The organism is Pseudarthrobacter sp. NIBRBAC000502770, assembly GCF_006517815.1.
GTDB lineage: Bacteria > Actinomycetota > Actinomycetes > Actinomycetales > Micrococcaceae > Arthrobacter > Arthrobacter niigatensis.
Genome location: NZ_CP041198.1, coordinates 3,593,393 through 3,617,531, shown reverse-complemented (window position 1 = coordinate 3,617,531; position 24,139 = coordinate 3,593,393). Strand labels below are relative to the sequence as shown.

The window sequence follows — 24,139 nt, the reverse complement described above, 5'->3', positions numbered from 1 at the left end:
GCCCGCACTATTCGCCCGCGCCGGCGTCGACGGCCGCGTTCTTGCCTTGCTTGCGCTTCTGTTCGGCAAGCTTCTGCTGCTCCAGCCAGGCCATGATGTGGGCCGTGCGGATCCGGCGGTGCGATCCGCGGTACTCCACCGGGATTTCCCCGCGATCGGTCATGTTCCGCAGGTAGGTGTGCGAAATCCCGGCCAGTTCGGCGGCCTGGGAGGTTGTCAGCATCTCCTCCACGCTGCTCACCGTCACCGTTTCGCCGCGTCCCAGCCTGGCGAGGAGATCGACGACGGCGTCCCGGGCCTCCGCGGGCAGCCGGTGGACGGTGCCGTCCACGAACACGGTGACGTCGTTGCTGTCCTCGAGGGCGCGCGTCAGGGCGCGGGCCTCGCCGGCGGGCAGGCCGGCCGAGACCCGGGGGGCTATCAGTGCCATGGACGTAGCCTATCCCGGGTGCCGCCCGGCCGCCCCCGGCTGGTCAGAGTCCCAGTTCCTCCAGGACCGGCAGCTTTTCGCGCACCCAGGCCCGCGCCTCGGTGGCACTCGGGGCGGAGAGGGCCAGCTTGGCCAGTTCCTGGGCCTCGGACAGGGTTACCGTCTTCAGGACCGCGGCCACTGCGGCCAGCGAACGCGCGGTCATGGAGAGTGTATTGACGCCAAGGCCGGTAAGGACGACGGCGAGGGCAGGATCGGCGGCAGCCTCACCACAGACTCCAACGGGTTTGTTGTGGCCCTCGGCGCGGGATCCTTCGACGGTCAGTCCGACGAGGCGCAGGACTGCGGGCTGCCACGGGGTGTTCAGGTTGGCCAGCGGGCCCAGCTGGCGGTCGGCCGCCATGGCGTACTGCGTAAGGTCGTTGGTGCCCAGGCTGGCGAATTCCACTTCGCGGAGGATCGCTTCTGCGGTGAGGGCGGCGGAGGGGACCTCCACCATGACGCCGGGGGTCTTGATCCCGGCGTCCGCGCACATGGAGGCGAAGCGGGAGGCTTCCTCGGCCGTGGAGATCATGGGAGCCATGACCCAGACGTCGGCTTCGGACTGCTGCTGGGCCAGGGCAATGGCTTCCAGCTGCCGGTCCAGGACGCCCGGCGTGGTGAAGTCGGTGCGGTAGCCGCGGACGCCCAGGGCAGGGTTGGGCTCCGTGGAGTCGGTCAGGAACGGAAGCGGCTTGTCGGCGCCGGCGTCGAGCGTGCGGAGCACCACCTTCTTGCCGGGGAATGCATCAAACACGCTCTTGTAGGCCGCCGCCTGCTCCTCCACGGAAGGTTCCGTGTCCCGTTCCAGGAAGCAGAACTCGGTGCGGAACAGGCCCACGCCCTGGGCGCCCAGCTTGGCAGCTGCTTGGGCGTCCTTGCCGCCGCCCACGTTGGCGAGGAGCGGCACCTCGTGGCCGTCCGCCGTCGTACCCGTGCCGGTGAATTCGGCCAGCAGGGAGGCCGTTGCCGCCCAGGCTTCGGCCGTGGCACGGAGGGTCTCGTCGGGTTCGGCGGTGATGCTGCCGGCCGCGCCGTCCACGTACACCTCGGTGCCGTCCGGAAGTTCATCAACGCCCACGGCTGCGACCACGGCGGGCAGGCCGAGCGAGCGGGCGATGATGGCAGTGTGGGACTGGGGTCCGCCGCCGGCGGTGACCAGCGCCAGGATCTTGTTGGGGTCCAGCGTGGCGGTATCCGCGGGGGCCAGGTCTTCTGCCACCAGGATGAACGGGGTGCTGGAGGCGGGAATGCCGGGCGCGGGGACGCCCCGCAGCTCAGCGACGATCCGGGCGCGGACGTCCAGGACGTCGGTGGCGCGTTCGGCCATGTAGCCGCCCAGGTTGTGCAGCATCTCCGACACCGAGGAGCCTGATTCCCAGATGGCGCGCTCGGCGGAGGTGCCCCGGGCCACCAGCTTGGCCGCGCCCTTGATCAGCATGGTGTCCTTGGCCATCAGTGCAGTGGCTTCAAGGACCGCCTTTCCGTCTCCGGTGGCGTGCGCGGCGCGGTCCTTCAGCTCGTCGTGCACGGCCTGCGAGGCCGCCTTCAGGGCAGCCGTGGCTTCTTCCGCCGTGGTGTCCGGCGCCAGCTGCTCACCGGCAGGAGGCTCACTGATCGGTTTGGGCATCTGGAGGATGGTGCCGATGACGCGGCCTGGACTGACGCCTACTCCTGGGAAGTTCTGCACTGAAGGTCCTCATTCTCTGCCGGTAGCCAGGCCCGCCAAACATTTCCGGCGCCGTGCCGGAACACCGCCGGACTGCCACGTCAGGAGGTGGAAACGAGCCTGAAAAAATTGTATGTGATTCAGTTCATATAGCAACGCTATAGGTGCTAGGGTAGCGGTTATGAGTTTGGATGGCCAGCTTCCCCCCAAAATGCGGCTGCTCCGTGCTGCCGCGGAACTGCTGGCAAATTCCGCGGGAGCTCCGGTTTCCACCCGCCAGATCACCCAGCTGGCAGGGGTCTCCGCTCCCACCCTGTACCACCACTTCGGTGACAAGGAAGGTCTGTTCGACGCCGTCGTCGCCGCAGGATTTGAAGAATATGTCGCGGGCGAAAGGGATTTCGCCCCTTCCGGACAGCCCCTCGAGGACATCCGGAGAATGTGGGACAACCACGTCCAGTTCGGGCTCAACCAGCCCGAGCTGTACCTGGTGATGTTCGGCAATATCCGTCCGGAAAGCCGGCCCGCCATCGTGGCGGACGCCGAGGCGCTGATGGAGGAGATGCTGAACAAGGCAGCGGCGGCGGGCCAGCTGAACGTCCAGCCCCGGGAAGCGGCCAGGTCCATCCTGGCGGCCAACGTGGGCGTGACGCTGATGCTGATTGCGGAGCCCGCCACCGAACGCAACCTCGAACTGTCCACCATGACCCGGGACGCCATGATTTTCGCGGTGTCCGCCGAGCCCGCCAGCGGCCCGGCCCCGGGCGGCGCCGGAAAGTCCTCGGTGGTGGTGGCAGCGATCGCCCTGAACGCCGCACTTCAGGCCTCGCACTCTGACCAGCTTTCCAGCTCGGAACTCAAGCTTTTCCTCGAATGGCTCCACCGGATCTCCACCAGCCCGGCCGGGTAGCCCCACAACCACGCATTACCCAGCAGTACGTCGTCGTAATCATCGGACCAATCCTGCGGAGCAGCAGGAATGACGGTTAGGAAATCACATGGCAACAGAGACAGTTGCAAAGCCCCGCACCAGCGCGCGCGTGCACGTCCAAAAGTTCGGGACATTCCTGTCCGGCATGATCATGCCCAACATCGGGGCGTTCATCGCCTGGGGCATCATCACCGCCCTCTTCATTGAGAAGGGGTGGCTGCCCGTACCGCAGCTCGGTGGTTTCGGCGAGACCGACGGGAAGCCCAACATTGGCCTGGTAGGCCCCATGATCACCTACCTCTTGCCGCTGCTGATCGGCTACACCGGCGGCAAGATGGTCTACGACGTCCGCGGCGGCGTGGTGGGGGCAATCGGCACCATGGGCGTGATCGTTGGCGCCGGCATCCCGATGTTCATCGGCGCCATGATCATGGGCCCGCTGGGCGGCTGGACCATGAAGAAGATCGACTCGATCTGGGACGGCAAGATCCGCCCCGGCTTCGAGATGCTGGTCAACAACTTCTCCGCAGGCATCTGGGGCGCCCTGCTGGCGCTGCTGGGCTTCTACGGCATATCGCCGCTGGTCACGGCGTTCAGTACTGCCGCAGGCAACTTCGTGCAGTTCCTGGTCCACAACGGCCTCCTGCCGCTGACCAGCATCTTTATCGAGCCGGCCAAGGTCCTGTTCCTGAACAACGCCATCAACCACGGTGTGCTCACCCCGCTGGGCGTGCAGCAGTCGCTGGAGCAGGGCAAGTCCATCCTGTTCCTGCTGGAGGCCAACCCCGGTCCCGGCCTGGGCCTCCTGCTCGCCTACGCGTTCTTCGGCCGCGGCGCCGCCAAGGCATCGGCCCCCGGCGCAGCCATCATCCAGTTCCTCGGCGGCATCCACGAGATCTACTTCCCGTACGTCCTGATGCGTCCGCTGCTGATCCTGGGTACCATCGCCGGCGGCATGACCGGCATCGCCACCCTGGCCGTCACCAACTCCGGCCTGGTCGCTCCGGCCGCCCCGGGTTCCATCTTCGCCGTGCTGGCGCAGACCTCGCGTGACAGCTACTTCGGCGTCATCCTGTCCGTGGTGCTCGCGGCGGCCGTCTCCTTCCTGGTGTCCTCGGTCATCCTGCGCACCACCAAGCACAGCGACGAGGCCGACCTGGGTGACGCCACCGCCCGCATGGAAGCCATGAAGGGCAAGAAGAGCTCGGTTGCCTCAACCCTCACCGGTGCCGCTGCAGGAACTGCCGCTGGTGCAGCCGCCGGCCGCGGCGGGGTGGGCGTCCTGGCGGGCCCCGTGCGGAACGTCGTGTTCGCCTGCGACGCCGGTATGGGCTCCAGCGCCATGGGCGCCTCGGTGCTGCGGAACAAGATCAAGGCTGCCGGCTTCCCGGACGTCAAGGTCACCAATGCCTCGATTGCCAACCTCACGGACACCTACGATGTGGTGGTCACCCACCAGGACCTCACCGAACGCGCCAAGCCGGCCACGTCCAGCGCCGTCCACTACTCCGTGGACAACTTCATGAGCAGCCCGCGCTACGACGAGATCGTCGAGCTGGTCCGTGAGAGCAACACCGAAGGGGAAAAGTCCGACGCCGGCACCACCCACGGTGCGCACGCCGCCGACGCACCCATTGACGCAGCGCCCGCTGCCGCGGGAACAGCTGCGGCGTCCGGCGCTTCCGCCAACGGAACCTCCGAAATCCTGGCCCGCGAGAGTGTGGTGCTGGCCGGTAAGGCCACCACCCGTGACGCCGCCATCGACGAGGCCGGCCGGCTCCTGCTGGCGCGCGGTGCCGTGGACGAGGGTTACATTGCCGCCATGCACGAACGCGAGGAATCCGTGTCCACCTACATGGGCAGCTTCCTGGCCATCCCGCACGGCACCAACGCCGCCAAGGACCACATCCGCAAATCGGCGGTGTCCGTCATCCGCTACCCGGAAGGCATCGACTGGAACGGCAAGCAGGTCAAGTTCGTGGTGGGCGTGGCAGGCATCAACAATGAGCACCTGCACATCCTGTCCTCCATCGCCAAGGTCTTCACCAACAAGGAGCAGGTGGCGCGGCTCGAGGCTGCCACGTCCGAGGATGAAGTCCTGGAGCTCTTCGGAAAGGTCAACGCATAGTGAAGGCAGTACATTTCGGTGCCGGCAACATCGGCCGCGGCTTCGTGGGCCTGCTCCTGCATGACGCAGGCTACGAGGTGGTGTTCGCGGACGTGGCCGACGAACTCATCACCCGGCTCTCGCAGGCCGAGAGCTACGCGGTGCACGAGGTGGGTGAGAACCCCGCCGTGCGGACGGTGGACAACTTCCGGGCGCTGAACTCCAACGCCCAGGAGGCTGAGCTGGTCCAGGAAATCTCGACCGCGGACATCGTCACCACGGCGGTGGGCCCGCACATCCTGAAGTTCGTGGCACCCGTGATCGCCAAGGGCATTGTTGCCAGGGAACCGGGCCTGGCGCCCCTGCAGGTGATGGCCTGCGAGAACGCCATCAACGCCACGGACATTTTGGCCAGGGAGGTGGCGTCCCAGCCGGGAGTCACCGCCGCAGTCCTTGACGGCAAGGCAGTGTTCGCCAACACAGCCGTGGACCGGATCGTGCCCAACCAGGAGGCCGGGCAGGGCCTGGACGTGACCGTGGAGACCTTCTACGAGTGGGTCATCGACCGCACCGCCTTCGGCGACGCGGCCCCGGTGATCCCTGGTGCCACGTTCGTGGATGACCTGTCGCCGTACATCGAGCGGAAGCTGTTCACCGTCAATACCGGACATGCCTCGGCGGCGTACCTCGGCTTCCAAGCCGGCGTGGAGAAGATTTCCGACGCGATGGCGGACCAGGACGTGGCCGAGGATGTGCGGGCGGTGCTTGAAGAAACCAAGCAGCTCCTGGTGGCCAAGCATGGGTTCAGCAACGACGAACAGGAGGCCTACGTCCAGAAGATCCTGGTCCGGTTCTCCAACCCGTACCTGCCTGACACCGTGAACCGGGTGGGCCGTGCACCGCTGCGGAAGCTGAGCCGGCATGAACGGTTCATCGGCCCGGCTGCGGAACTGGCGGAACGCGGCGTGGTGCCTGAAGCCCTGCTGGGTGCCATTGCCGCCGCCCTGCGCTTCACCGATCCCGCGGATGCCGAGGCCACCGAGCTGGCGGCCATCCTGGGCTCGGAAAGTCCGGCGGATGCCACGGAGAAGATCACCGGGCTGGGGAAGGACCATCCACTGTTCAATGCCGTTGCCACCCTGGTTGAGGAGCGGCAGGCGGAGCTGGCCCGCACCCCGGCCTGACGCGCCCCCCGGCACGCGCCATCACTTCCTGCGGCTTTTAACGCAACGCGCCATCCGATCCTGCAGGAATTCCGGCAACGCCCCATCACAACGACGCCGGCACTTACTCAAGTGCCGGCGTCGTTCGGTTCCTGTGCAAAGCTGGGCAGGTGACCCCTGCTGAAGATGCCGTTCCTGCCCTGTTTACCGCCGACGTCGACGGCGGGACGTTCAGACTCCGCCATGCCACCCGCGCCGACCTGCCCGCCATGGTGCGGCTGCTGGCCGACGACGCCATGGGGGCCGGACGGGAGTACGGCGCCGACATGGAACCCTACGAACTGGCTTTTGAAGCGATCGCGGCCGACCCCTCCCACATGCTGGTGGTGGGCGAATTGGTGCGGCCCGGCGAAAATTCTCCAGCGGTGGTGGCCACGTTCCAGCTGAGCTTCATCCCCGGCATTTCCCGGCACGGGGCATGGCGGTCCCAGCTCGAGGGAGTCCGGGTAGACGCGTCCCTCCGCAACCAGGGGATCGGGAAGCTGATGGTGGGCTGGGCTATCGCGGAGTCCCGCAGGCACAGTTGCAACCTGATGCAGCTGACAACGCACCAGAGCCGCACGGCCGCGCAGCGGTTTTACGAACAGCTGGGTTTCGAGGCCAGCCACATCGGGATGAAGTTGACTCTTTAGGCCTTGACCGTTAGGTGACCTAAATGTTAGGCTACCTAACGATGAATGACATAGATCCCCAGTTGGAGGAACTTGCCGGCGGGTTCCGCGAAGCCCTCCGCCACAGCGTTTACCTGGTCCGGCGGCTCGACGCGGACGGTGAACTCAGCGCCGCCCAGCTCAGCACCCTCAAGATGCTGCTCGGCGAAGGCCAGCGCGTCGGCGAGATCGCGCGGAACCTCGGGGTCCGCGTGCCCAGCGCCACCGAGCAGATCATCAAGCTTGAACGCGCAGGCCTTGCGCGCCGCGAACCTGACCCGGCAGACTCCCGCGCCGTCCGGGTGATCCTCACCCCCGAAGGCCGCGCCGCCGTCGACGCCGCGAACAAGCGCCGCAACCAGGTGATGGCAGCCATCCTCAGCGGCCTTACCGACCGGGACCGCAAAGCCCTGGCGGAGGCCCTTCCGGTGATCGACAAAATCAATGCGTCACTCCAGAACTGAACCACCCACCCCGCACTGAAACACCCACGAACTTAGGAGTACCCTCCATGGACGGCCAGCTCGCAGAAACCCTGCCGGCACCAGAATCCACCCTGCAGGCCGAAAAGGCCTCGTTCCTGAAGCAGCCCAAGGCAGTATGGGCCACCGCCCTCGCCGCAGTGTTCGCTTTCATGGGGATCGGGCTGGTGGACCCCATCCTCCCGGCAATCGCCACCAACCTCAATGCCAGCCCCAGCCAGGTATCGCTGCTCTTCACCAGCTACTTCCTGGTCACCGCACTCGCCATGCTGATCACCGGCTATGTTTCCTCCAGGATCGGGGGCAAGAAGACCCTGCTGATCGGCCTGGCCGTCATCGTCGTCTTCTCGTCACTGTCCGGCCTGTCCGCGAGCGTCGGTGAATTGGTTGGCTTCCGCGCCGGCTGGGGCCTGGGCAACGCCCTGTTCGTGGCCACCGCCCTCGCTGTAATCGTGGGCGTGGCCAGCGGCGGTGCCGGCACCGCCATCATCCTCTATGAAGCCGCCCTGGGCCTGGGCATCTCCCTTGGCCCGCTCCTGGGCGCCCTTCTGGGCGGCTGGCAGTGGCGCGCACCGTTCTTCGGCACTGCAGTCCTGATGGCGGCCGCCTTCATCGCCCTGATCACCCTGCTGCCCAAAACGCCGCTGCCCGAACGCAAGGTGCGGCTGCGCGACCCGCTGCTGGCACTGGGCCACAAGGGCCTGCGGACGACGGCGGCAAGCGGGTTGTTCTACAACTACGGCTTCTTCACCATCCTGGCTTTCACCCCCTTCATCCTGGGCATGAACGCCTACGGCATCGGCGGCGTGTTCTTCGGCTGGGGCGTAGCCGTGGCGGTCTTCTCCGTCTTCGTTGCCCCGCCCCTGCAGGCCCGCTTCGGTGCCGTCAAGGTCCTGACCGGCACCCTGTTCCTGCTCATGCTGGACCTGGCCGGGCTGGGACTGGCCGCCGGGCACTCGGTTCCTGCCGTCGTCGTCCTGGTGATCGTTGCCGGTGCCCTGCTGGGCGTCAACAACACCATTTACACCGAACTGGCCATGGGCGTCTCCGATTCGCCCCGGCCCGTGGCGTCCTCCGGCTACAACTTCGTCCGCTGGATGGGCGGAGCCCTGGCCCCCTTCCTGGCAGCCCAGCTCGGTGAACACTTCGGTCCGCAGGTCCCGTTCTTCGCCGGTGCCGTGGCCATGGTGATTGCCATCCTGATCGCGTTCGGTGGCAGGGCCTACCTGTCCTCGCACGAACCGCACGTCGTGTAGATATCCGGACAACGAACAAACCCTCCATCACGCCAGGTGATGGAGGGTTTGTTGTTTTCCGGCGAAAGCCGATGGGGCGTCCCCGGAAAGGCCGCAGGATGTGATGGGGCGTTACCTGGCTTTCGCCGAACCCTTCGGCACGAACAGCGTCTCTGCCTGCTCCAGGGACATGCCGTTGGTCTCCGGCACCTTGAACATGACGAAGAAGAAGGACGCGGCAGCGAACATGGCGTACATGGCATACGTCAGCGGCAGGGACGCCGAGGCCATGACCGGGAAGCTGAGGGTGATCGCGAAGTTGGCCACCCACTGCGCCGCCGCTGCCAGGCCCAGCGCGCGGGCTCGGATCCGGGACGGGAAGATCTCCCCCAGGAGCACCCATACCAGCGGACCCCAGGAGGCACCGAAGCTGATGACGAAGATGTTGGCGGCCACGAGGGCAACCGGACCCCATGCGCCGGGGAGGCTGATGTCCTCGCCTGAGCCGGTGGCGGAGGAGAAGGCCAGGGCCATGGCGCCCAGGGATACGGCCATGCCCACGGAGCCGGCCAGCAGGATAGGCCTGCGGCCCACACGGTCCACCAGCGCAATGGCCACCAGGGTGACCAGGATGTTGGTGATGGACGTTGCCACCGAGATGGCCAGGGAGTCCTTCTCCTGGAACCCCACAGCCTTCCACAGGGTGGTGGAGTAGTAGAAGATCACGTTGATCCCAACGAACTGCTGCAGTACGGAGAGGATGATGCCCACCCAGACCACTGCCTGCAGGCCCAGGGTCTTGCCGCGCAGCGATCCCTTCTGGCCGGCCACCTTGTCCTCCTCGATGGCTTCGCGGATATCGCGGATATGGCGCTCCGTGTCCTCCGCGGGTGCGATCGAGTCGAAGATCGTCCGGGCCTCGTCCTCCTTGCCCTGGAAGACCAGGAACCGCGGGGATTCGGGCAGGGTGAAGGCAACCCAGCCGTACACGACGGCCGGCACCGCAGCACCGAGGAACATCCACCGCCACGCCTCAATGCCCAGCCAGAAGGCCTGGTCTGCGCCCCCTGCGCTGGTGGCGAAGAGCGCGTCGGAGAGCAGGGCGGCAAAGATACCCGTGGTGATGGCCAGTTGCTGCAGGGATGCGAGGCGGCCGCGGACCTTTCGCGGTGAAATCTCGGATATGTATGCCGGTGCGATCACGGAGGCCAGGCCGATGCCCAGGCCGCCTACCAGGCGCCAGAACACCAGGTCCCACACGCCGAATGCGAACCCGGTACCGATGGCGCTGACCAGGAACAGCAGCGCGCCCAGCTTCATGGCCGGAATGCGGCCGTAGCGGTCAGCCACTTTGCCGGCCAGGAAGGCTCCGGCCGCGCAGCCCAGCAAGGCGATGGCCACGGCAAAGCCGGTCACTGCCTCGGACAGGGCAAATTCTTCCTTCATGGCGTCCACGGCCCCGTTGACCACGGACGAGTCGAAGCCGAAGAGGAATCCGCCCACCGCCCCCGCAAGTGCCAGCCAGATCACCCGCCGCGGTATCCCGGTATTGGTCTGCTCCTGTGCAGTGGGCATGGTTCTCCCTGGGTTTGGGGGTTTATGGATGCGGTGCGGACGTCGTCGGCTGCGGTACCGGCCGGAGGGGCCGGCGCACACGCGCTAAACAGTGTGGCACGTCACCGCCGCAGGTTCCACTTGGCAGGGTCTGCCCGGGCCTTAAGGAACGACGGCGACGGCGGGCCGTGCCGCCGTCGTCGTCTCATCGCACTGTCCCGCTCACCCGGGCGGGGTGACCGGCGTCAGTGCGCCGGGATCTGCATGCTGTCGTCGTCCTGCGGGGATGCTTTCTGGTCCGTCAGCTTCTTGCGGGGAAGGGCGAAGCTGATGAGGAATGCCAGGCCCGTCAGGGCCGCGGCCGTCAGCATCACCGTGTCAATGGACGTGGCGAAGCCTTCGGTAATGGGCCTGGTGAGCGTGCTGTTGGCGGTGTGGAGCCAGCTGGTGTCGTTCAGGGAGTCGTTGGACGCGCCGTTCTTGAAGAAGTCGTACAGCTTGGCATTGGCCGGGTCCGACGCGACGGCGGGATCCTTCAGGACGGCCAGGTAGGCGGGGTCCGTGGTGGCGGCCTTCATGCCGTCGGCAATCCGGTTTGCGGCCAGGCTGAAGAGCATGGAGATGAAGACTGCGGTTCCCACGGCGCCGCCCATGGAGCGGAAGAACGCGGCCGAGGAGGTTCCCACGCCCATGTCGCGCGGCGGGACCGAGGTCTGCATGGCCAGGGTGAGCGGCTGCATGCAGAAGCCCAGGCCGACGCCGAAGAAGACCGCGATGCCGCCCGGCACCCAGAGCCCGGTGTCAACGCCCAGGGAGAAGCCCATCACCAGGGCGGCCGCGGTCAGGATGCCGGTGCCCATGATGGGGAAGATGCGGAACGTCCCGGAGGCGGAGATGGTGCGGCCGGCGGTGATGGAACCGAACAGGATGCCCACGGTGAAGGTGATCATCATCAGGCCGGCTTGGGTGGGGGTGAGGCCCTTCACGAGCTGGAGGTACATGGGGAGCATCGCGATGGCGCCGAACATCCCGATGCCGATGATGAAGTTCAGCAGGGAAGACAGCCCGAACGTGACGTTGTGGAAGAGCCGGAGCGGGATCAGGGCGTAGTCGCCGGCACGCTTTTCCGCCAGCAGGAACCACGCAATGCCCACCACGCCCAGGCCATAGCAAAGGAAGGAGTTCAGCGACGTCCAGCCCCAGGTGCGGCCCTGTTCGGCCACCAGCAGGAGCGGAACGATGGCGACGGTGATCGCGGCTGCGCCCCAGTAGTCGATCTTCTGCTTCAGGTGCTTGGCGGGCAGGTGCAGGAACAGGAAGACCACCGTGAGCGCGGCGAGGCCAATGGGGATGTTGATGAAGAAGACCCAGCGCCAGCCGTCAAAACCGAGGATGTTGGCGGAACCGGCGAACGCGCCGCCCACCACCGGGCCCAGGACGGAGGAGATGCCGAACACCGACATGAAGTAGCCCTGGAACTTGGCGCGGTCCTTGAGAGAGACGATGTCGCCGATGATGGTCAGCGCCAGGGCCAGCAGGCCACCGGCGCCCAGGCCCTGGATGCCGCGGGCAACTGCGAGTTCGGTCATCGAGTGGACCGAGCCGGCGTACAGCGAGCCCACCAGGAAGATGAGGATCGCCGTCAGGTACAGCGGCCGGCGCCCGAAGATGTCGCTCAACTTGCCGTACAGCGGCGTGCTGACGGTGGACGTGATGAGGTACGCGGTGGTGGCCCAGGCCTGCAGCGAGAGCCCGTCGAGGTCGTTGGCGATGGTGTAGATGGACGTGGAGACGATGGTCTGGTCAAGCGACGCCAGGAACATGCCCAGCATCAGGCCCACCATTACCGTGACGATCTGTCGTTGCGTCAGTGTTTCTCCGGCACGGGGCGCGGAAGGGGCTTTGGACATGGGTGCTCCAAGGAAAGAAAAGGATATAAGCAGCGATAGTTGCTTTCAGTAACTATCTTACCGGTTCTTTCTATTCCCCGTCCTCGGATTTTTACCGAAGAAGTTTTGCCCGCCCTTCCTCACGGCTCCACGAGGATGCCGTCCGGGTCGCACCAGACGGTGGCTCCGGGGCGGAAGGTCACGCCGTCGATCACTACATCCACGTCAACCTCGCCGGCTCCGGCCTTCTGGCTTTTGCGGGGGTTGCTGCCGAGCGCCTTGACGCCAAGATCCAGTTCCGCGATGGCCAGCCGGTCGCGGATGGCGCCATTAATGACGACGCCGGCCCAGCCGTTGGCCACGGCGCTTTCGGCAATCATGTCCCCCATCAGGGCAGTCCCCAGCGAGCCGCCGCCGTCCACCACCAGGACCGCACCGTTCCCCGGGGAGCCGAGCGTGGACTTCACCAGGGCGTTGTCCTGGTAACAGCGGATGGTCCGGACCGGGCCGCTGAAGTGGGAGCGGCCGCCCAGGGACTGGAACTGCAGCGAGACGGACGCCAGCCCGTCGCCGCGCTCATCATAAAGATCGGCGGTGTTCACGGCCGGGGCGGATCCGGTTCCTGCTGGTGTGGTCACGTGGCTCTCCTCGCCTGGTGGTGGATTATGCACATGCGGCGCCTTGGGACGGGCGGCGCGATACCGCCCACGATAGTCTGATCCCACTGCCAAACGGCCGCACCGGGGGGAGCCACGCAATGAGCCTGTCCAACACTCCCGCGCCCTCGGGGCCGCCCGCGGAAGAGGAGAGCACCGGGGCGGCGCTCGCCGAGCCGGTGCGAAAGGTCACCGCCCGCTGGGTGACCGGCCTGGTGCTGGTGAACGTGGGTATCAACGCGGCATTTTTCGGGCCGATTAACGTTTTCATCGGCCAACAGGCCATCAGCATCGACGCGCCCAGCAAGGAAGCCATCCTCTCGCTGGTCACGGCCTGCGGCGCGGCTGTTTCCCTGGTGGCCAATCCCCTGGCCGGCGCGTTCTCGGACCGGACAACGTCGCGCTTCGGCCGCCGGGCTCCGTGGGTGCTGGCCGGGGCAGTGCTTGCTGCTGCGGCGCTTGTGGCTATGTCCTTCTCGGGCGCCGTGGCCCTGATGGTCCTCTTCTGGTGCCTGGTGCAGCTGGGCGCAAATGCCGCCTACGCAGCGATCACCGCTGCGGTCCCCGACCGGGTCCCCGTGGTCCAGCGCGGGGGAGTGGGCGGCCTCGCAGCGATGGGCCAGACCCTCGGCATCCTCACCGGGGCAGTTTTCGGAGCCGTGGTCTCGGGAAACTTCCTGGTGGGCTATTGGCTCTGCGCGGGGGCCCTGCTGCTGTCCGTTCTGCCGTACCTGTTCCACCGCAATGACCCCGCTCTGCCCAAGTCGGAACTGGAGGCTTTCCGCCCCCGGGTATTCATCAGGGGCTTCTGGATCAGCCCGTTTATCTACCCGGACTTCGCCTGGGCCTGGCTGACACGCTTCCTGGTGAACGTTGGCAACCAACTGACCATCGTCTACCTGCTCTTCTTCCTGCGGGACGTCATCCACCATGAGGACCCCGCCGCGGGAGTGCTGGTCCTGACGGGCATTTACGCCGTCATGGTGATGATCACCGCCGTGGCCGCTGGGCCCTGGAGCGACCGGGTGGGCCGCCGGAAGCCCTTCGTCATCGCCTCCTCCGCCACCATCGCGATGGCGGGTGCCATCATGGCGTTCTTTCCCGTGTGGCCCGGAGCCCTGGCCGGTGCCGCCGTCCTGGGCATTGGGTTTGGCGCCTACCTTGCCGTTGACTTCGCACTGTTGACCCAGGTCCTGCCCTTCGCGGTTAGCCGCGGCAAGGACATGGGGGTCATCAACGTGGCCAACTCGCTGCCGCAGGTGGTTGCCCCGGGGCTGGCGCTGCTGGCAGTGGCCTACTGGGGTGGCTACCGGACGCTGTTCCTCACGGCGGCGGTCATCGGACTGTTGGGCGCCGTCTTCGTGGTGAAGATCAAGGGCGTCGACTGACCTTGCGGCCCTTGATAGTAAGGGTGGCTGACGAATTAGGGCACGGACCTGTGCCGTATAGTTGAACCGGCTGCAGGGCGGTACGGAAGTGGGGGCGCTCCTGGCCGCAGTCGCTAACACACAACCCCGGAATGCTGATGCCCGAGACTTTTTCAGACCATCCGCCCATGGCCGCCAGGCCTTCCGCTCCGCGCCAGCGGCTCCGCTATGCACGGATCCTCGACACCGCTGCAGGGTTTGCCCGGACCGGGCTTGACGCCGTGGAACTCTCCGAGGTCGCGGAAAAAGCGGACGTTCCGCTCGGCACGCTCTACCGGTACTTTCCCTCCCCAACGCATCTGATGCTCGCCTTGTACCGCCAGCAGCTGGATGAGCTGCAGGCAGGGTCCCGCGGCTCGTCCCCGCGCTTCCGCGGCCGGGCGCTTTCCGGCCTGCTGATGGAGATCTTCCACATGCGCGTCATGCAGCCCGCGGTGGAGCAGTGCCTCAGCCGGGGCGTCTACCTCCCCGAGAAGGACACCACGGATCTGCTGCGCGAGATCGACGCGCTCAGTGAGAAGCTTGTGGCCGGAGCCTGCGGTGATGCCGTTGGCGCCCGGGTCCTGCTCCTGACCGTCACTGGTCTGGTCCAGTCAGTGCGCAACCGCCGCCTCTCGCTCTTCGAAGCCGAGGAGGACCTCAAAAAGGCCTGCGGACGGCTGTCCCCCGGTGCTGAATCAGGGTTCACAGTGGGCAAAACCGCGTAACTGGTCTAGACCAAAACGGCATTAAATCCGCCATAATCACGTGATGCGGACCACAAGATGTCCTGCGTAAGCGTTTTAGCAGGGTTGCTTCGTGTCAAGGGTGGCCGGACCGCACCCCTGGGGCTGCCTACCATGGAGGCACAGGAGCGGCAGGGCGGAAACATCCCCGGCGTTCCCCACGGACCCGCCACCCCTGGGTTTCCTGTCGCACTACTTTCCATGCTGGGCCCGCTGCCGGGCTCCAGCCCCATGTGCCGTGCGCCCACGGCAAGCACCAGGAGACAACGACGTGTCCATTGACGCAATCACCGCCACCGACAACTCAGCAGCCACTGCCCTGACCGAAGAAGAGATCTTCGGCGCCCACCAGGGCGGCAAGCTGTCCGTCACCAGTACTGTTCCGCTGTCCAACAAGCGGGACCTGTCCATCGCCTACACGCCGGGTGTCGCCGAGGTCAGCCGTGCCATCCATGCCAAGCCCGAACTCGCCCGCACACTGACCTGGGCGGAACGCCTGGTGGTCGTGGTCAGCGATGGCACCGCCGTCCTGGGCCTGGGCAACATTGGCGCCAGCGCCTCGCTTCCGGTGATGGAAGGCAAGTCCGCCCTCTTCAAGACCTTTGGCGACCTTGACTCCATCCCGCTGGTACTCAACACCACCGATGTGGACGAGATCGTGGAGACCCTGGTCCGCCTCCGCCCCAGCTTCGGCGCCGTGAACCTCGAAGACATCTCGGCACCGCGCTGCTTCGAGCTTGAGGAAAAGCTCATCGAAGCCCTGGACTGCCCGGTCATGCACGACGACCAGCACGGCACCGCCGTGGTGGCCCTTGCTGCCCTCACCAACGCCGCGAAGGTAACCGGCCGCGGCCTCGAACGGCTCAAGGTCGTGGTGTCTGGTGCAGGCGCGGCCGGAATCGCCGTTGCCGAAATCCTGCTGGCAGCGGGCATCACCGACGTGGTGCTGCTCGATTCCCGGGGTGTCATCAACAGCAACCGGGCCGACCTCGCCGCCAGCCCCGCGGGCAAGAAAGCCGACATCGCCGGCCGCAGCAACCCCCGCGGCATTTCGGGCGGACCCGCCGAGGCGCTGGCCGGTGCCGACGTCTTCATCGGCGTCTCCTCCTCCAAGCTGGACGAGGCGCACCTGGCCACCATGAACAAGGACGCCATCGTGTTCGCGCTGTCCAACCCGGACCCCGAAGTCCTGCCTGAGGTTGCCGTGAAGTACGCCGCCGTTGTGGCCACGGGCCGCAGTGATTTCCCGAACCAGATCAACAACGTCCTGGCGTTCCCCGGCATTTTCCGCGGTGCCCTCGACGCCGGCGCCCGCCGCATCACCCCTGCCATGAAGCTTGCGGCGGCACGCGCCATCGCCGAGCTCGCCGAAGAGGAGCTGTCGGCCGACTACATCGTGCCCAGCCCCCTGGACCCCCGCGTGGCCCCGGCAGTCACCGCCGCGGTCGCCGCAGCGGTCGAAGCAGGGTAGGGCTTCCTTCCCCGGAAACCACGACGGCGGTGCCTCCTTTCCTGAAGGAGGTACCGCCGTCGGGCATTAAGGCAGCACCCTAGACTGGGCACCATGAGCTCCGAAACCGTGGTGACCATCCTGTGCGGCCTGGCGATCCTGGTGGGGGTGGCCGGCACCATCATTCCTGTCCTGCCCGGGAGCGTCCTGATCGGCGTGAGCCTGCTGGCGTGGGCCATCTGGGGCGGTGCCGGAACGGCGGGATGGGTGGTATTCGCAGTGGCCATGATCTTCGTGGCCGCAGGAATGACAGCTGGCGCCGTCCTCACCGGCCGGAAACTGAAGCAGCACGCCATTCCAAGCCGCAGCGTCGTGGTGGCTTTGGTGGCGGGTGTGGCGGGAATGTTCATCATCCCGGTAGTGGGACTCTTCGTTGGCTTCGCCGCCGGGCTGCTGGCCAGCGAGTTCCTCCGCACCCGGAACATCTCGACCGCGTCAAGGTCCAGCTGGGCGGCACTGAAGGCCACGGGCCTGGGAATGCTTGCCGAATTCGGGCTCGCCTGCCTGGCTGCCAGTACCTGGGTGATCGGGGTGTGGATAGCCGCGGCCGGCGCTTAGAGTCCAAGGCCCCCAGTCCGGCGCCGCCTTCCGGGATGGGCGTCCGCCTCCGGCCGGCCGCGGTTAGCATGGAAGGATGGGCTCCGGGGAAACTGCACCGATCTACTGGGACAGCCGCGACCTCACTCCCTTCGGCCAGCCATACCTGCGCACTCCGGTCCACGACCTTGCTGGAGGTGTGGGCGGCCTGCTGACCGGCGTCCTGGGCGGGCGCAATCCCGCCCTGCTGTCCGTCGACGGCGAGGTGCCCCGGCTCAAGCGGCTGATGCCCAAGCCGGCCAAGGCGGTCCACGAGGCTGTCTTCACGAGCCGCGAACCGGAACGCCTGATCACCCTGGCGCGCGCCTACCCCGGCTGGGCCGGTCTCTGCTACCTGATGGCCGGACTGCTGATATACAAGCATGGCGGCTACCTGAGGGCTTCCGAGCTCCTCCAGCGCGGCCTCACCACCAGGAACGATGACGAGGCGAACCGCTACTCCTCCACCTACCTCACCCGGATCGTCACCAGGATAGAACTGGCCGAGCGGGTGGAGATCCCCGTCCTGTTCAGTGAGGAATCGGTGTTCCTGGCCCTCGCCCACTCGCTCCGCGAGACGGGCCGCACGGAAGCTGCTCTCGATGCGCTCACCGGGCTGCCGCCGTCGCTGCCCATGGCCCTGGCGCGCTGCTCTCTGGCCCTTGCGCTGGGTCGAACCCGGACCGTCATCGACTGGACCGACGGACTGCTGAACGCGGACGATCTTTCCGCCGCCCTGCTGCTGGTCCGCGCCCGTGCCTTGCGCAGGGAGGGCCGACTGGACGCCGCACACCAAGCCATCGCTGAGGTACTCCGCCGTCGCAAGACCCACCTGACGCTCCGCAATGATGCGTTGACTGACCGGGCGCTGCTGGTGCTGGAATCAAGCCGCCGGACGCTGAACCCGCGTGACTGGGGCCGCCGGCGCCCGGACCCGGAACCGCAGCGCGAGCTTGGGGCGCCGGTACCCATCCGCAAGGACGAGGAGATGCGGCGGATCTGGGAGCAGGACTGGAAGGAACTCAACGGGGACTAGGAGCCCCCCTGACCCGGTGCTACGCCCGGGCGGCCAGAAACGGCACCAGCTGCTCACCGAGCAGCACGGCCCCCAGCACCACCATGATGATGCCACTGGCGAGGGTCACCGCCCGGGCGGCGCCGGGCCTGCTTCGCAGCAGCGTGCGTGAGAGCAGGGCCACCACGGTGTAGACCACGCCCACCAGGACAACGAACGTCATGCCGAGCAGTCCGGACTGCACTGGCACGGGCAGGGAAGCATCGGCGCTGATGAACTGTGGGATGAGCGCCACGTAGAAGAGCAGGCCCTTGGGGTTGATCCCGCTGGTGCCCATGCCCTGCAGGAAGGTGCGCAGCTGGGTGCCGGAGCCGCCGTCGGCATGGGCGCTGAAGGTGGCCCTCCGCCAGGACCGGAGGGTTCCCACCCCGAGCCACAGCAGGTAGCCGGCACCTGCCAGGGTGATCCAGCCCAGGACGCCGGGCAACCCGGCCAGCACCGCGGCCAGTCCTGCCACCAGCAGGACCGTGTGCAGGATATATCCGCCGCATAGTCCTGCCACCGCCGGAACGAAACTGCGCTGCCTCAGTCCCGCTGCGATGGTGTAGGCCCAGTCCACTCCCGGCGTGCACGCCAGGGCGGCGGCCACCACCAAAAAGGCCAGGAACAGCTGCGGATTCATGGTTTTCTCCTGTCGGGAATACTCTCAGGAGCAACCATAGGGAGAATTCAGCCAAAAGTGCTGTCCGGTTTTCGCCCGACCCACCGCCGAACCGATATGTTTATTGCGTGATCGACAGTATCGACAGGAATATTTTGCGCCACCTCCAGGAGGATGGCAGGATGACGGCCACGGCGCTTGCTGCCAAGGTGGGGCTGACGGTGGCACCATGCCACCGGAGACTGAGGGAACTGGAACAGTCCGGAGTCATCCGCGGCTACAAGGCGGACGTCGACCCGGCTGCGGTGGGCCTGGGGTTCGAGGCGATCGTGTTCGTCACGCTCCGCCAGGTGGACAGGTCCACGATGGAGATCTTTGAGAACCGGGTGGCAGCGAACCCGAACATCATTGAGGCCCAGCGGCTGTTCGGCTCGCCGGACTACCTGCTGAAGATCATCGCCGAAGACCTGCCGGCCTACCAGCGTTTCTATGACACCGAGCTCACATCCCTTCCTGGCGTGGAGCGGCTGACGTCAACGCTGGTCATGAAGAACCTGAAGTCGAACGCCGGGCCGCCGGTGTAGCCGCTGGGCAACGGTTACCCTTCGAGCAATCCGGTGGTGCGGTACGGGATGACCTCGCGCAGGAACATGCTCGTGGACGTCCTGACGATGCCGGGGCAGAGACGGATTTCTTCGGAGACGCGGTAGAGGTCGTCAGGGCTTTTGGCCACCACGCGGATGAGGAGGTCGGTGTCCCCGGCCGGCGCGTGGCACTCCAGGACTTCGGGGATCCGCCGCAGTGCATCGATGGCCTCATTCAAGTGGCTTTGGTCAAGTTCTGCGCTGACGGCCGCCGCGACGCCGCGCCCCAGGGCCGATGGCAGGACGCGGCTGCTGTTGGGCCGGAGGGCGCCCGACGCCGCCATCCGCTCCATCCGTGACTGCACGGTTCCGCGTGCCAGGCCCAGCTTTTGCGCGAGCACCATGACCGGGATCCGGGGGTCCTGATCCAGTGCATTCAGGATCCGCTTGTCTGTTGCGTCCAGTTCCTGCAATCTGATCACTTCCTGCCTGCTCCCGCGTAAGAAATTGATCAGTATGACTAACCAAAGTCCTGCTTGTTGTACCAACTGTAGGTGGTCTGTTGGAATGGTGGCAATAAGGGCAAAAGCTACCGCTCGAACCCGCAGGCTTACAGGTTTCCCGGCACACCACCCGCACCCTGGACACCGCCTCCCGCAAGGAGGCCGCCGCTGAATGAGGCTTGTTCACACCATGCTCACTCTGCAAACACGGCAAGAGCCCCTGGGTTACCGACGTCGGATTCCGCTGTCATCGGTAGCTGAGGGGCTCTTGTGTCGTTCGGTCTAGGGTTGGTTCATGACCTCCGCCGGCCGCTTCGCCCCCAGCCCCTCCGGCGAACTACATATCGGGAACCTCCGCACCGCCATGCTCGCCTGGCTCTTCGCCCGCTCCACCGGCCGGGCCTTCCTGTTGCGGGTGGAGGACCTCGACCGTGCCCGCGCCGGGGCGGAGGCGGAGCAGTTACGGGACTTGGCCGCCATCGGCGTCACCTGGGACGGCGACGTGGTGAGGCAGACGGCCCGGGGGCCCCTCTATGCCGAGGCAATCACCCGGCTCACGCGGGCGGGCCTCACGTACGAGTGTTTCTGCACCCGCCGGGAGATCCAGGAGGCGGCGTCCGCGCCGCATGCCCCGCAGGGCGCCTACCCGGGAACCTGCCGAAACCTGGACCGCGCGGAGCTGGAGTTCAAGCGTTCCGTCCGGCCCGCCGCCCTCCGCCTGCGGGCCGGCGTCGCGGAGTTCACCGTGACGGATGTCCTCCGCGGACAGTTCACGGGGGTAGTGGACGACTTTGTGCTGCGGCGCAACGACGGCGTCACGGCCTATAACCTTGCCGTGGTGGTGGACGATGCCGAACAGGGCATAGACCAGGTGGTCCGCGGTGATGACTTGCTCCCGTCCACCCCCCGCCAGGCGTATCTCGCAAGCCTCTTGAATATTCGAATACCGGAATATGCGCATGTTCCCCTTGTGGTGAACCACGACGGCGTGCGGCTGGCCAAGCGTGACGGTGCGGTCACGCTCGCTGACCTGGCGAAGACCGGGGTGGCGGCAGGGGAGGTCCGGGACAGGCTGCTGGCGTCCGTCGGACTGCCGGGCGGGACGCTGGGGCAGGCGTTGCCGGCCTTCCGCCCCGGAGCCCTGCCCCGGGAACCTTGGGTGTGGACACCCAAGGCGGCAACCACGCCCTAGGCTTAGTGCATGTCACGCGAGCACTTTCCGGAGCAGAACCCCGCACCCAGGTTTACGGTGGAAACAGCCAAGGTCCTGGCCGAAGTGGCCCACAACAGGCAAAAGGACAAGCTGAAGCGCCCGTACCGGGAGCACGTCCTTGCCGTGGGCGATGCCCTGGCGGACTTCGACGACGAGATCCGGATCGCCGGGTATCTCCACGACATCGCCGAGGACACACCTATCACCCGCCAGGCACTGCTGGACATGGGGGTCCCGGAGCGTTCGGTGGACATCATCGAGCGCGTCACTAACCGACTGCACAGCAACCCGGATGATTACCAGGCCGGCATGCTCGAGATCGCCCAGGACCATGACGCCGCCCTGGTCAAGATCGCCGACAATGCCCACAATTCGCTGCCGGAACGTGTCCAGGCGCTCGCGGCGAAGTGGCCGGACAAGCCTCCGGTCACCAAGTACCGTGATGCCAGGCCCGTGCTGTATGCCGCCGTAGAGGTGGAAGAAGTCCGGAAGATCCTGGCCCGGGCCAACCCATGGTTGCTTGAGGAATTCGACGCCCAGCTGGACGAGGCCGACGACACGGACTACGAAAACCTCCGGTACGACTCCGGTTCCGGGAGCTAGACCCGCCCCAGCGCCTCGATGTCCTCAAGGAAATCCGCCTGCACTTCAGCGCTCACGGTGGTCCGGGTGTCACCGATGGCGTCCAGGTAGTCCTGGGTGGAAGGGCCCTTCCGCACCGCCTCACGGACGGACACATCGCCCCCCGAGGCCAGCCCGCCGTCGTCGTACACTGCCTTTTCCAGTGCCCGCTGTGACGCGCTCCGGGCGGCGTACTCGATATCCGCCGGGGAGAAACCCTCGGTGCGCTCCACCAGGAGTTCCACGTCCACGCCGTCCACCACGGTGGCGGGGATGAAGCGCTGCCACATGGCTTCGCGTGCCTGCCGGTCCGGCAACCCGATGGGGATGACGTAGTCGAACCGGCCGTGGCGCAGGAATGCAGAGTCCAGGGCGCGGATGAAGTTGGTGGCGCAGACCAGGAGCCTGCCGGGCTGTTCGCGGAACGCCGGGATGATCTTGAGCAGCTCGTTGGTCACGCCCTGCAGCGGCGACGGCGGGTCCCCGGCCCGTTGCGAGGCGATTTCCTCCACCTCGTCGATGAACACCACCGCGTGCTCCAACTCGGCGATTTCCAGGAAGGTTTCGCGCAGTGCGCCGGCCAGGCCCTGGGGATCACCGGCCAGCCGGGAGGGGAACACTTCCACGAACGGCCATTCGAGCCGGGACGCGATGGCCTTGGCGAAGGTGGTCTTGCCGGTGCCTGGCGGGCCGAACAGGACGACGGCGCGCGGCGGCACCACGCCGAATTCATCGGCCAGGTCTGCCTCGGCGAGTGGAAGCACCAGGCGGCGTTCGAGCAGTTCCTTTTCCTTGCGCATCCCCGCCACGTTTTCCCACAGGTCGCGTGCCAGGACCCGGCCGCCGAGCTGGCCGAGGGCACCGAGCTCCTGCCGCTGGACCGGGATGGTGCGTTCGAAGTAGCGGAGGTTCTTCTTGAGCGCGAAGCCGCGGCCCAGGAACGCCTCCACCCGGGTTTCGGATTCCGGCATCAGCGCCGAGAGCTTGTTCAGGCCATGCGGGGCCATCCGGTTTTCGACGGCGGCCAGCAGCGAGGTGCCGATGCCGCGGCCCCGGTATTCGGGCAGGGTGGCGAGGAAGACAATCCAGCCCTGGTCGTGGGCGGCCCGCCCGACGGCGGCGCCCACCACCTGCTCACCCAGCACCGCCACCACTGCATGGTCTTTTTCGCAGGAGGCGAGGACCTCGGACAGGGCATAGACGGGCTCCACGTTGTTGGCCTTCAGCGTCTCCCACAGGTGCAGGATCCCGTCCAGGTCCGCCGAATGGAAATCCCTGATCCGCCAGTTGGTCATGCGTTACTCCTGTTGGTTCGTCGTCGAGCCAGTCCCGGTGGGCCAGCGTTTGGCACCTGGAAGTGAGCTTATGCGAAGCCGCCGCCCGGGAGGGTTGCGGCGGCGTTGCATGACGTCCACTCACAGGCCCAGCGCGTCCATGGAGTGCCGCAGGGTGTCCGCAGAGTGACGCAGTGCTGCCAGCTCGTCGTCGTCCATGGGTGTCTCAAGAACCCGGTGCACGCCGCCGCGGCCCACCACGCTGGGCAGGGACAGCGCCACCCCGGAGATCCCGTAGAGCCCCGACAGGACCGTGGAAACGGGCAGGACGGCGTTGTCGTCGCGGAGCAGCGCTTCCACGATGCGGGCGCCGGAGAGGCCGATGGCGTAGTTCGTGGCCCCCTTGCCCGCGATGACCTTGTAAGCGGCCTGCACCACTTCCTTGGCGGCGCCAGTGAGGGATTCGGGCGTGAAGATCCGTTCCCCGCCAACCGTCCAATCGCGGATCGGCACCGGGCCGATGGTGGCGCCGGACCACAGCGGGAACTCGGTGTCACCGTGCTCGCCCACCATGCTGGCGTGGACGCTGGTGACGGAGACCCCTGCCCGGCGGGCCAACAGCCAGCGCAGCCGGGACGTGTCCAGTACCGTTCCGGAGGAGAAGATCCGCTCCGGGGGCAGTCCGGAAATCCGCTGCGCGGCCACCGTCAGGACATCGCACGGGTTGGTCACCAGGACATAGACAGCATCCGGTGCCTGCTCCAGCAGCGGCGGCATCAACTGCTCCAGGATCCGCACATTGGTGCCGGCCAGGTCCAGCCGGCTCTGGCCGGGGTTCTGCTTGGCGCCGGCCGTGATGACCACGACGTCGGCGCCTTCCGTAACGGCGATGTCCCCGCCGCCTGTTACGGTGGCCGACGCCGCGGCGAACTGGCTGCCATGGGCAAGGTCCAGGGCTTCAGCCTCCGCCTTGGGCGCGTTGACATCGAACAGTGCGATGTTGCTGGCAGAGCCGCGGATCAATGCTGCGTACGCCAGCGAGGTTCCGACGCTTCCCGCGCCTACCACCGCGAGCTTGGATCCTGCCATGGTGCACCCTTCCTTTCCGGAGCCGTTGAGTGTGTCCTACCCGAAGAGTAGCGTGGCCCACATCACTCAAACCCCC

At 66.6% G+C, this 24,139-nt stretch carries 23 protein-coding genes; 14 read left to right on the top strand and 9 right to left on the bottom strand.

Going from position 1 to position 24,139, the window contains the following annotated elements:
• Positions 1-7: 7 nt before the first annotated feature.
• Positions 8-430: a helix-turn-helix domain-containing protein gene (locus NIBR502770_RS17195; RefSeq protein ID WP_141182756.1), complete on the bottom strand. Its 423-nt coding sequence runs from the start codon at positions 428-430 to the stop codon at positions 8-10.
• A 43-nt stretch (positions 431-473) separates the two neighbouring features.
• Positions 474-2,159 carry a phosphoenolpyruvate--protein phosphotransferase gene (ptsP, locus tag NIBR502770_RS17190; protein WP_141182755.1) on the bottom strand — a complete coding sequence of 562 codons (1,686 nt, stop codon included), beginning with the start codon at positions 2,157-2,159 and terminating at the stop codon, positions 474-476.
• A gap of 160 nt (positions 2,160-2,319) precedes the next feature.
• Between ptsP and NIBR502770_RS17185 the strand changes: the two genes are divergently transcribed.
• From NIBR502770_RS17185 to NIBR502770_RS17160, 6 genes are all read left to right on the top strand, one after another.
• Positions 2,320-3,048: a TetR/AcrR family transcriptional regulator gene (locus NIBR502770_RS17185; RefSeq protein ID WP_141158949.1), complete on the top strand. Its 729-nt coding sequence runs from the start codon at positions 2,320-2,322 to the stop codon at positions 3,046-3,048.
• 88 nt (positions 3,049-3,136) lie between these two features.
• Positions 3,137-5,197 (top strand): PTS mannitol transporter subunit IICBA, encoded by a 2,061-nt coding sequence (locus NIBR502770_RS17180; protein ID WP_141182754.1) that lies wholly within the window; start codon positions 3,137-3,139, stop codon positions 5,195-5,197.
• A complete protein-coding gene (locus NIBR502770_RS17175; protein WP_141182753.1) occupies positions 5,197-6,360 on the top strand; it encodes a mannitol-1-phosphate 5-dehydrogenase in 1,164 nt (387 codons plus the stop codon). The genes NIBR502770_RS17180 and NIBR502770_RS17175 overlap by 1 nt, the downstream gene beginning before the upstream one ends.
• A 179-nt stretch (positions 6,361-6,539) precedes the next feature.
• On the top strand, positions 6,540-7,031 hold the full coding sequence (locus tag NIBR502770_RS17170; RefSeq protein WP_246857498.1) for a GNAT family N-acetyltransferase: 492 nt from the start codon (positions 6,540-6,542) through the stop codon (positions 7,029-7,031).
• Positions 7,032-7,072: 41 nt separating this feature from the next.
• Entirely contained in the window at positions 7,073-7,513 is a 441-nt protein-coding gene (locus NIBR502770_RS17165; protein WP_141182752.1) for a MarR family winged helix-turn-helix transcriptional regulator, read from the top strand.
• 47 nt (positions 7,514-7,560) lie between these two features.
• Positions 7,561-8,787 (top strand): MFS transporter, encoded by a 1,227-nt coding sequence (locus NIBR502770_RS17160; RefSeq protein WP_141182751.1) that lies wholly within the window; start codon positions 7,561-7,563, stop codon positions 8,785-8,787.
• A 111-nt stretch (positions 8,788-8,898) separates the two neighbouring features.
• Here NIBR502770_RS17160 and NIBR502770_RS17155 read toward each other — a convergent pair whose 3' ends face one another.
• From NIBR502770_RS17155 to rraA, 3 genes are all read right to left on the bottom strand, one after another.
• On the bottom strand, positions 8,899-10,341 hold the full coding sequence (locus tag NIBR502770_RS17155) for a sugar porter family MFS transporter (RefSeq protein ID WP_141182750.1): 1,443 nt from the start codon (positions 10,339-10,341) through the stop codon (positions 8,899-8,901).
• Positions 10,342-10,565: 224 nt separating this feature from the next.
• Positions 10,566-12,230 (bottom strand): MDR family MFS transporter, encoded by a 1,665-nt coding sequence (locus NIBR502770_RS17150; RefSeq protein WP_141182749.1) that lies wholly within the window; start codon positions 12,228-12,230, stop codon positions 10,566-10,568.
• Between the two features lie 119 nt (positions 12,231-12,349).
• Positions 12,350-12,847, bottom strand: a complete 498-nt coding sequence (gene rraA, locus NIBR502770_RS17145; protein ID WP_210411338.1) for a ribonuclease E activity regulator RraA — start codon at positions 12,845-12,847, stop codon at positions 12,350-12,352.
• Positions 12,848-12,966: 119 nt separating this feature from the next.
• Between rraA and NIBR502770_RS17140 the strand changes: the two genes are divergently transcribed.
• The 5 genes from NIBR502770_RS17140 (at position 12,967) to NIBR502770_RS17120 (ending at position 18,139) form a co-directional block, all read left to right on the top strand.
• Complete coding sequence (locus tag NIBR502770_RS17140) at positions 12,967-14,253, top strand: MFS transporter (protein WP_141182748.1); 1,287 nt, start codon at positions 12,967-12,969, stop codon at positions 14,251-14,253.
• A 137-nt stretch (positions 14,254-14,390) separates the two neighbouring features.
• Positions 14,391-14,999 (top strand): TetR/AcrR family transcriptional regulator, encoded by a 609-nt coding sequence (locus NIBR502770_RS17135; RefSeq protein ID WP_141158957.1) that lies wholly within the window; start codon positions 14,391-14,393, stop codon positions 14,997-14,999.
• A 289-nt stretch (positions 15,000-15,288) separates the two neighbouring features.
• Positions 15,289-16,488, top strand: coding sequence for an NADP-dependent malic enzyme (locus tag NIBR502770_RS17130; protein WP_141182747.1), 1,200 nt, complete (start codon positions 15,289-15,291; stop codon positions 16,486-16,488).
• A 93-nt stretch (positions 16,489-16,581) separates the two neighbouring features.
• Positions 16,582-17,085, top strand: a complete 504-nt coding sequence (locus tag NIBR502770_RS17125) for a DUF456 domain-containing protein (RefSeq protein WP_141182746.1) — start codon at positions 16,582-16,584, stop codon at positions 17,083-17,085.
• A gap of 76 nt (positions 17,086-17,161) precedes the next feature.
• Positions 17,162-18,139 carry a hypothetical protein gene (locus NIBR502770_RS17120; RefSeq protein WP_141158960.1) on the top strand — a complete coding sequence of 326 codons (978 nt, stop codon included), beginning with the start codon at positions 17,162-17,164 and terminating at the stop codon, positions 18,137-18,139.
• A 19-nt stretch (positions 18,140-18,158) separates the two neighbouring features.
• Here NIBR502770_RS17120 and NIBR502770_RS17115 read toward each other — a convergent pair whose 3' ends face one another.
• Entirely contained in the window at positions 18,159-18,800 is a 642-nt protein-coding gene (locus NIBR502770_RS17115) for a LysE family translocator (protein ID WP_141158961.1), read from the bottom strand.
• 107 nt (positions 18,801-18,907) lie between these two features.
• Between NIBR502770_RS17115 and NIBR502770_RS17110 the strand changes: the two genes are divergently transcribed.
• On the top strand, positions 18,908-19,363 hold the full coding sequence (locus NIBR502770_RS17110; RefSeq protein ID WP_141182745.1) for an Lrp/AsnC family transcriptional regulator: 456 nt from the start codon (positions 18,908-18,910) through the stop codon (positions 19,361-19,363).
• 14 nt (positions 19,364-19,377) lie between these two features.
• On the opposite strand, the gene NIBR502770_RS17105 is transcribed toward NIBR502770_RS17110, so the two are convergent.
• A complete protein-coding gene (locus NIBR502770_RS17105) occupies positions 19,378-19,836 on the bottom strand; it encodes an Lrp/AsnC family transcriptional regulator (RefSeq protein WP_210411392.1) in 459 nt (152 codons plus the stop codon).
• 325 nt (positions 19,837-20,161) lie between these two features.
• On the opposite strand from NIBR502770_RS17105, the gene gluQRS reads away from it, so the two are divergent.
• Positions 20,162-21,058, top strand: a complete 897-nt coding sequence (gene gluQRS / locus NIBR502770_RS17100; RefSeq protein WP_141182744.1) for a tRNA glutamyl-Q(34) synthetase GluQRS — start codon at positions 20,162-20,164, stop codon at positions 21,056-21,058.
• Positions 21,059-21,067: 9 nt separating this feature from the next.
• Positions 21,068-21,682: an HD domain-containing protein gene (locus tag NIBR502770_RS17095; RefSeq protein ID WP_141158965.1), complete on the top strand. Its 615-nt coding sequence runs from the start codon at positions 21,068-21,070 to the stop codon at positions 21,680-21,682.
• On the opposite strand, the gene NIBR502770_RS17090 is transcribed toward NIBR502770_RS17095, so the two are convergent.
• Positions 21,679-22,995: an ATP-binding protein gene (locus NIBR502770_RS17090; protein ID WP_141182743.1), complete on the bottom strand. Its 1,317-nt coding sequence runs from the start codon at positions 22,993-22,995 to the stop codon at positions 21,679-21,681. The two genes, NIBR502770_RS17095 and NIBR502770_RS17090, sit on opposite strands and share 4 nt — an antisense overlap.
• Before the next feature lie 120 nt (positions 22,996-23,115).
• Positions 23,116-24,063, bottom strand: coding sequence for an L-lactate dehydrogenase (locus NIBR502770_RS17085; RefSeq protein ID WP_141158967.1), 948 nt, complete (start codon positions 24,061-24,063; stop codon positions 23,116-23,118).
• Between the last annotated feature and the right edge of the window lie 76 nt (positions 24,064-24,139).

What these genes read in the sequence shown, in the direction of transcription:
- NIBR502770_RS17195 (WP_141182756.1), bottom strand. Translation starts at nt 430, where the DNA reads ATGGCACTGATAGCCCCCCGGGTCTCGGCCGGCCTGCCCGCCGGCGAG.
- NIBR502770_RS17185 (WP_141158949.1), top strand. Translation starts at nt 2,320, where the DNA reads ATGAGTTTGGATGGCCAGCTTCCCCCCAAAATGCGGCTGCTCCGTGCT.
- NIBR502770_RS17180 (WP_141182754.1), top strand. Translation starts at nt 3,137, where the DNA reads ATGGCAACAGAGACAGTTGCAAAGCCCCGCACCAGCGCGCGCGTGCAC.
- NIBR502770_RS17165 (WP_141182752.1), top strand. Translation starts at nt 7,073, where the DNA reads ATGAATGACATAGATCCCCAGTTGGAGGAACTTGCCGGCGGGTTCCGC.
- NIBR502770_RS17160 (WP_141182751.1), top strand. Translation starts at nt 7,561, where the DNA reads ATGGACGGCCAGCTCGCAGAAACCCTGCCGGCACCAGAATCCACCCTG.
- NIBR502770_RS17155 (WP_141182750.1), bottom strand. Translation starts at nt 10,341, where the DNA reads ATGCCCACTGCACAGGAGCAGACCAATACCGGGATACCGCGGCGGGTG.
- NIBR502770_RS17150 (WP_141182749.1), bottom strand. Translation starts at nt 12,230, where the DNA reads ATGTCCAAAGCCCCTTCCGCGCCCCGTGCCGGAGAAACACTGACGCAA.
- NIBR502770_RS17140 (WP_141182748.1), top strand. Translation starts at nt 12,967, where the DNA reads ATGAGCCTGTCCAACACTCCCGCGCCCTCGGGGCCGCCCGCGGAAGAG.
- NIBR502770_RS17135 (WP_141158957.1), top strand. Translation starts at nt 14,391, where the DNA reads ATGCCCGAGACTTTTTCAGACCATCCGCCCATGGCCGCCAGGCCTTCC.
- NIBR502770_RS17125 (WP_141182746.1), top strand. Translation starts at nt 16,582, where the DNA reads ATGAGCTCCGAAACCGTGGTGACCATCCTGTGCGGCCTGGCGATCCTG.
- NIBR502770_RS17120 (WP_141158960.1), top strand. Translation starts at nt 17,162, where the DNA reads ATGGGCTCCGGGGAAACTGCACCGATCTACTGGGACAGCCGCGACCTC.
- NIBR502770_RS17115 (WP_141158961.1), bottom strand. Translation starts at nt 18,800, where the DNA reads ATGAATCCGCAGCTGTTCCTGGCCTTTTTGGTGGTGGCCGCCGCCCTG.
- gluQRS (WP_141182744.1), top strand. Translation starts at nt 20,162, where the DNA reads ATGACCTCCGCCGGCCGCTTCGCCCCCAGCCCCTCCGGCGAACTACAT.
- NIBR502770_RS17095 (WP_141158965.1), top strand. Translation starts at nt 21,068, where the DNA reads ATGTCACGCGAGCACTTTCCGGAGCAGAACCCCGCACCCAGGTTTACG.
- NIBR502770_RS17090 (WP_141182743.1), bottom strand. Translation starts at nt 22,995, where the DNA reads ATGACCAACTGGCGGATCAGGGATTTCCATTCGGCGGACCTGGACGGG.
- NIBR502770_RS17085 (WP_141158967.1), bottom strand. Translation starts at nt 24,063, where the DNA reads ATGGCAGGATCCAAGCTCGCGGTGGTAGGCGCGGGAAGCGTCGGAACC.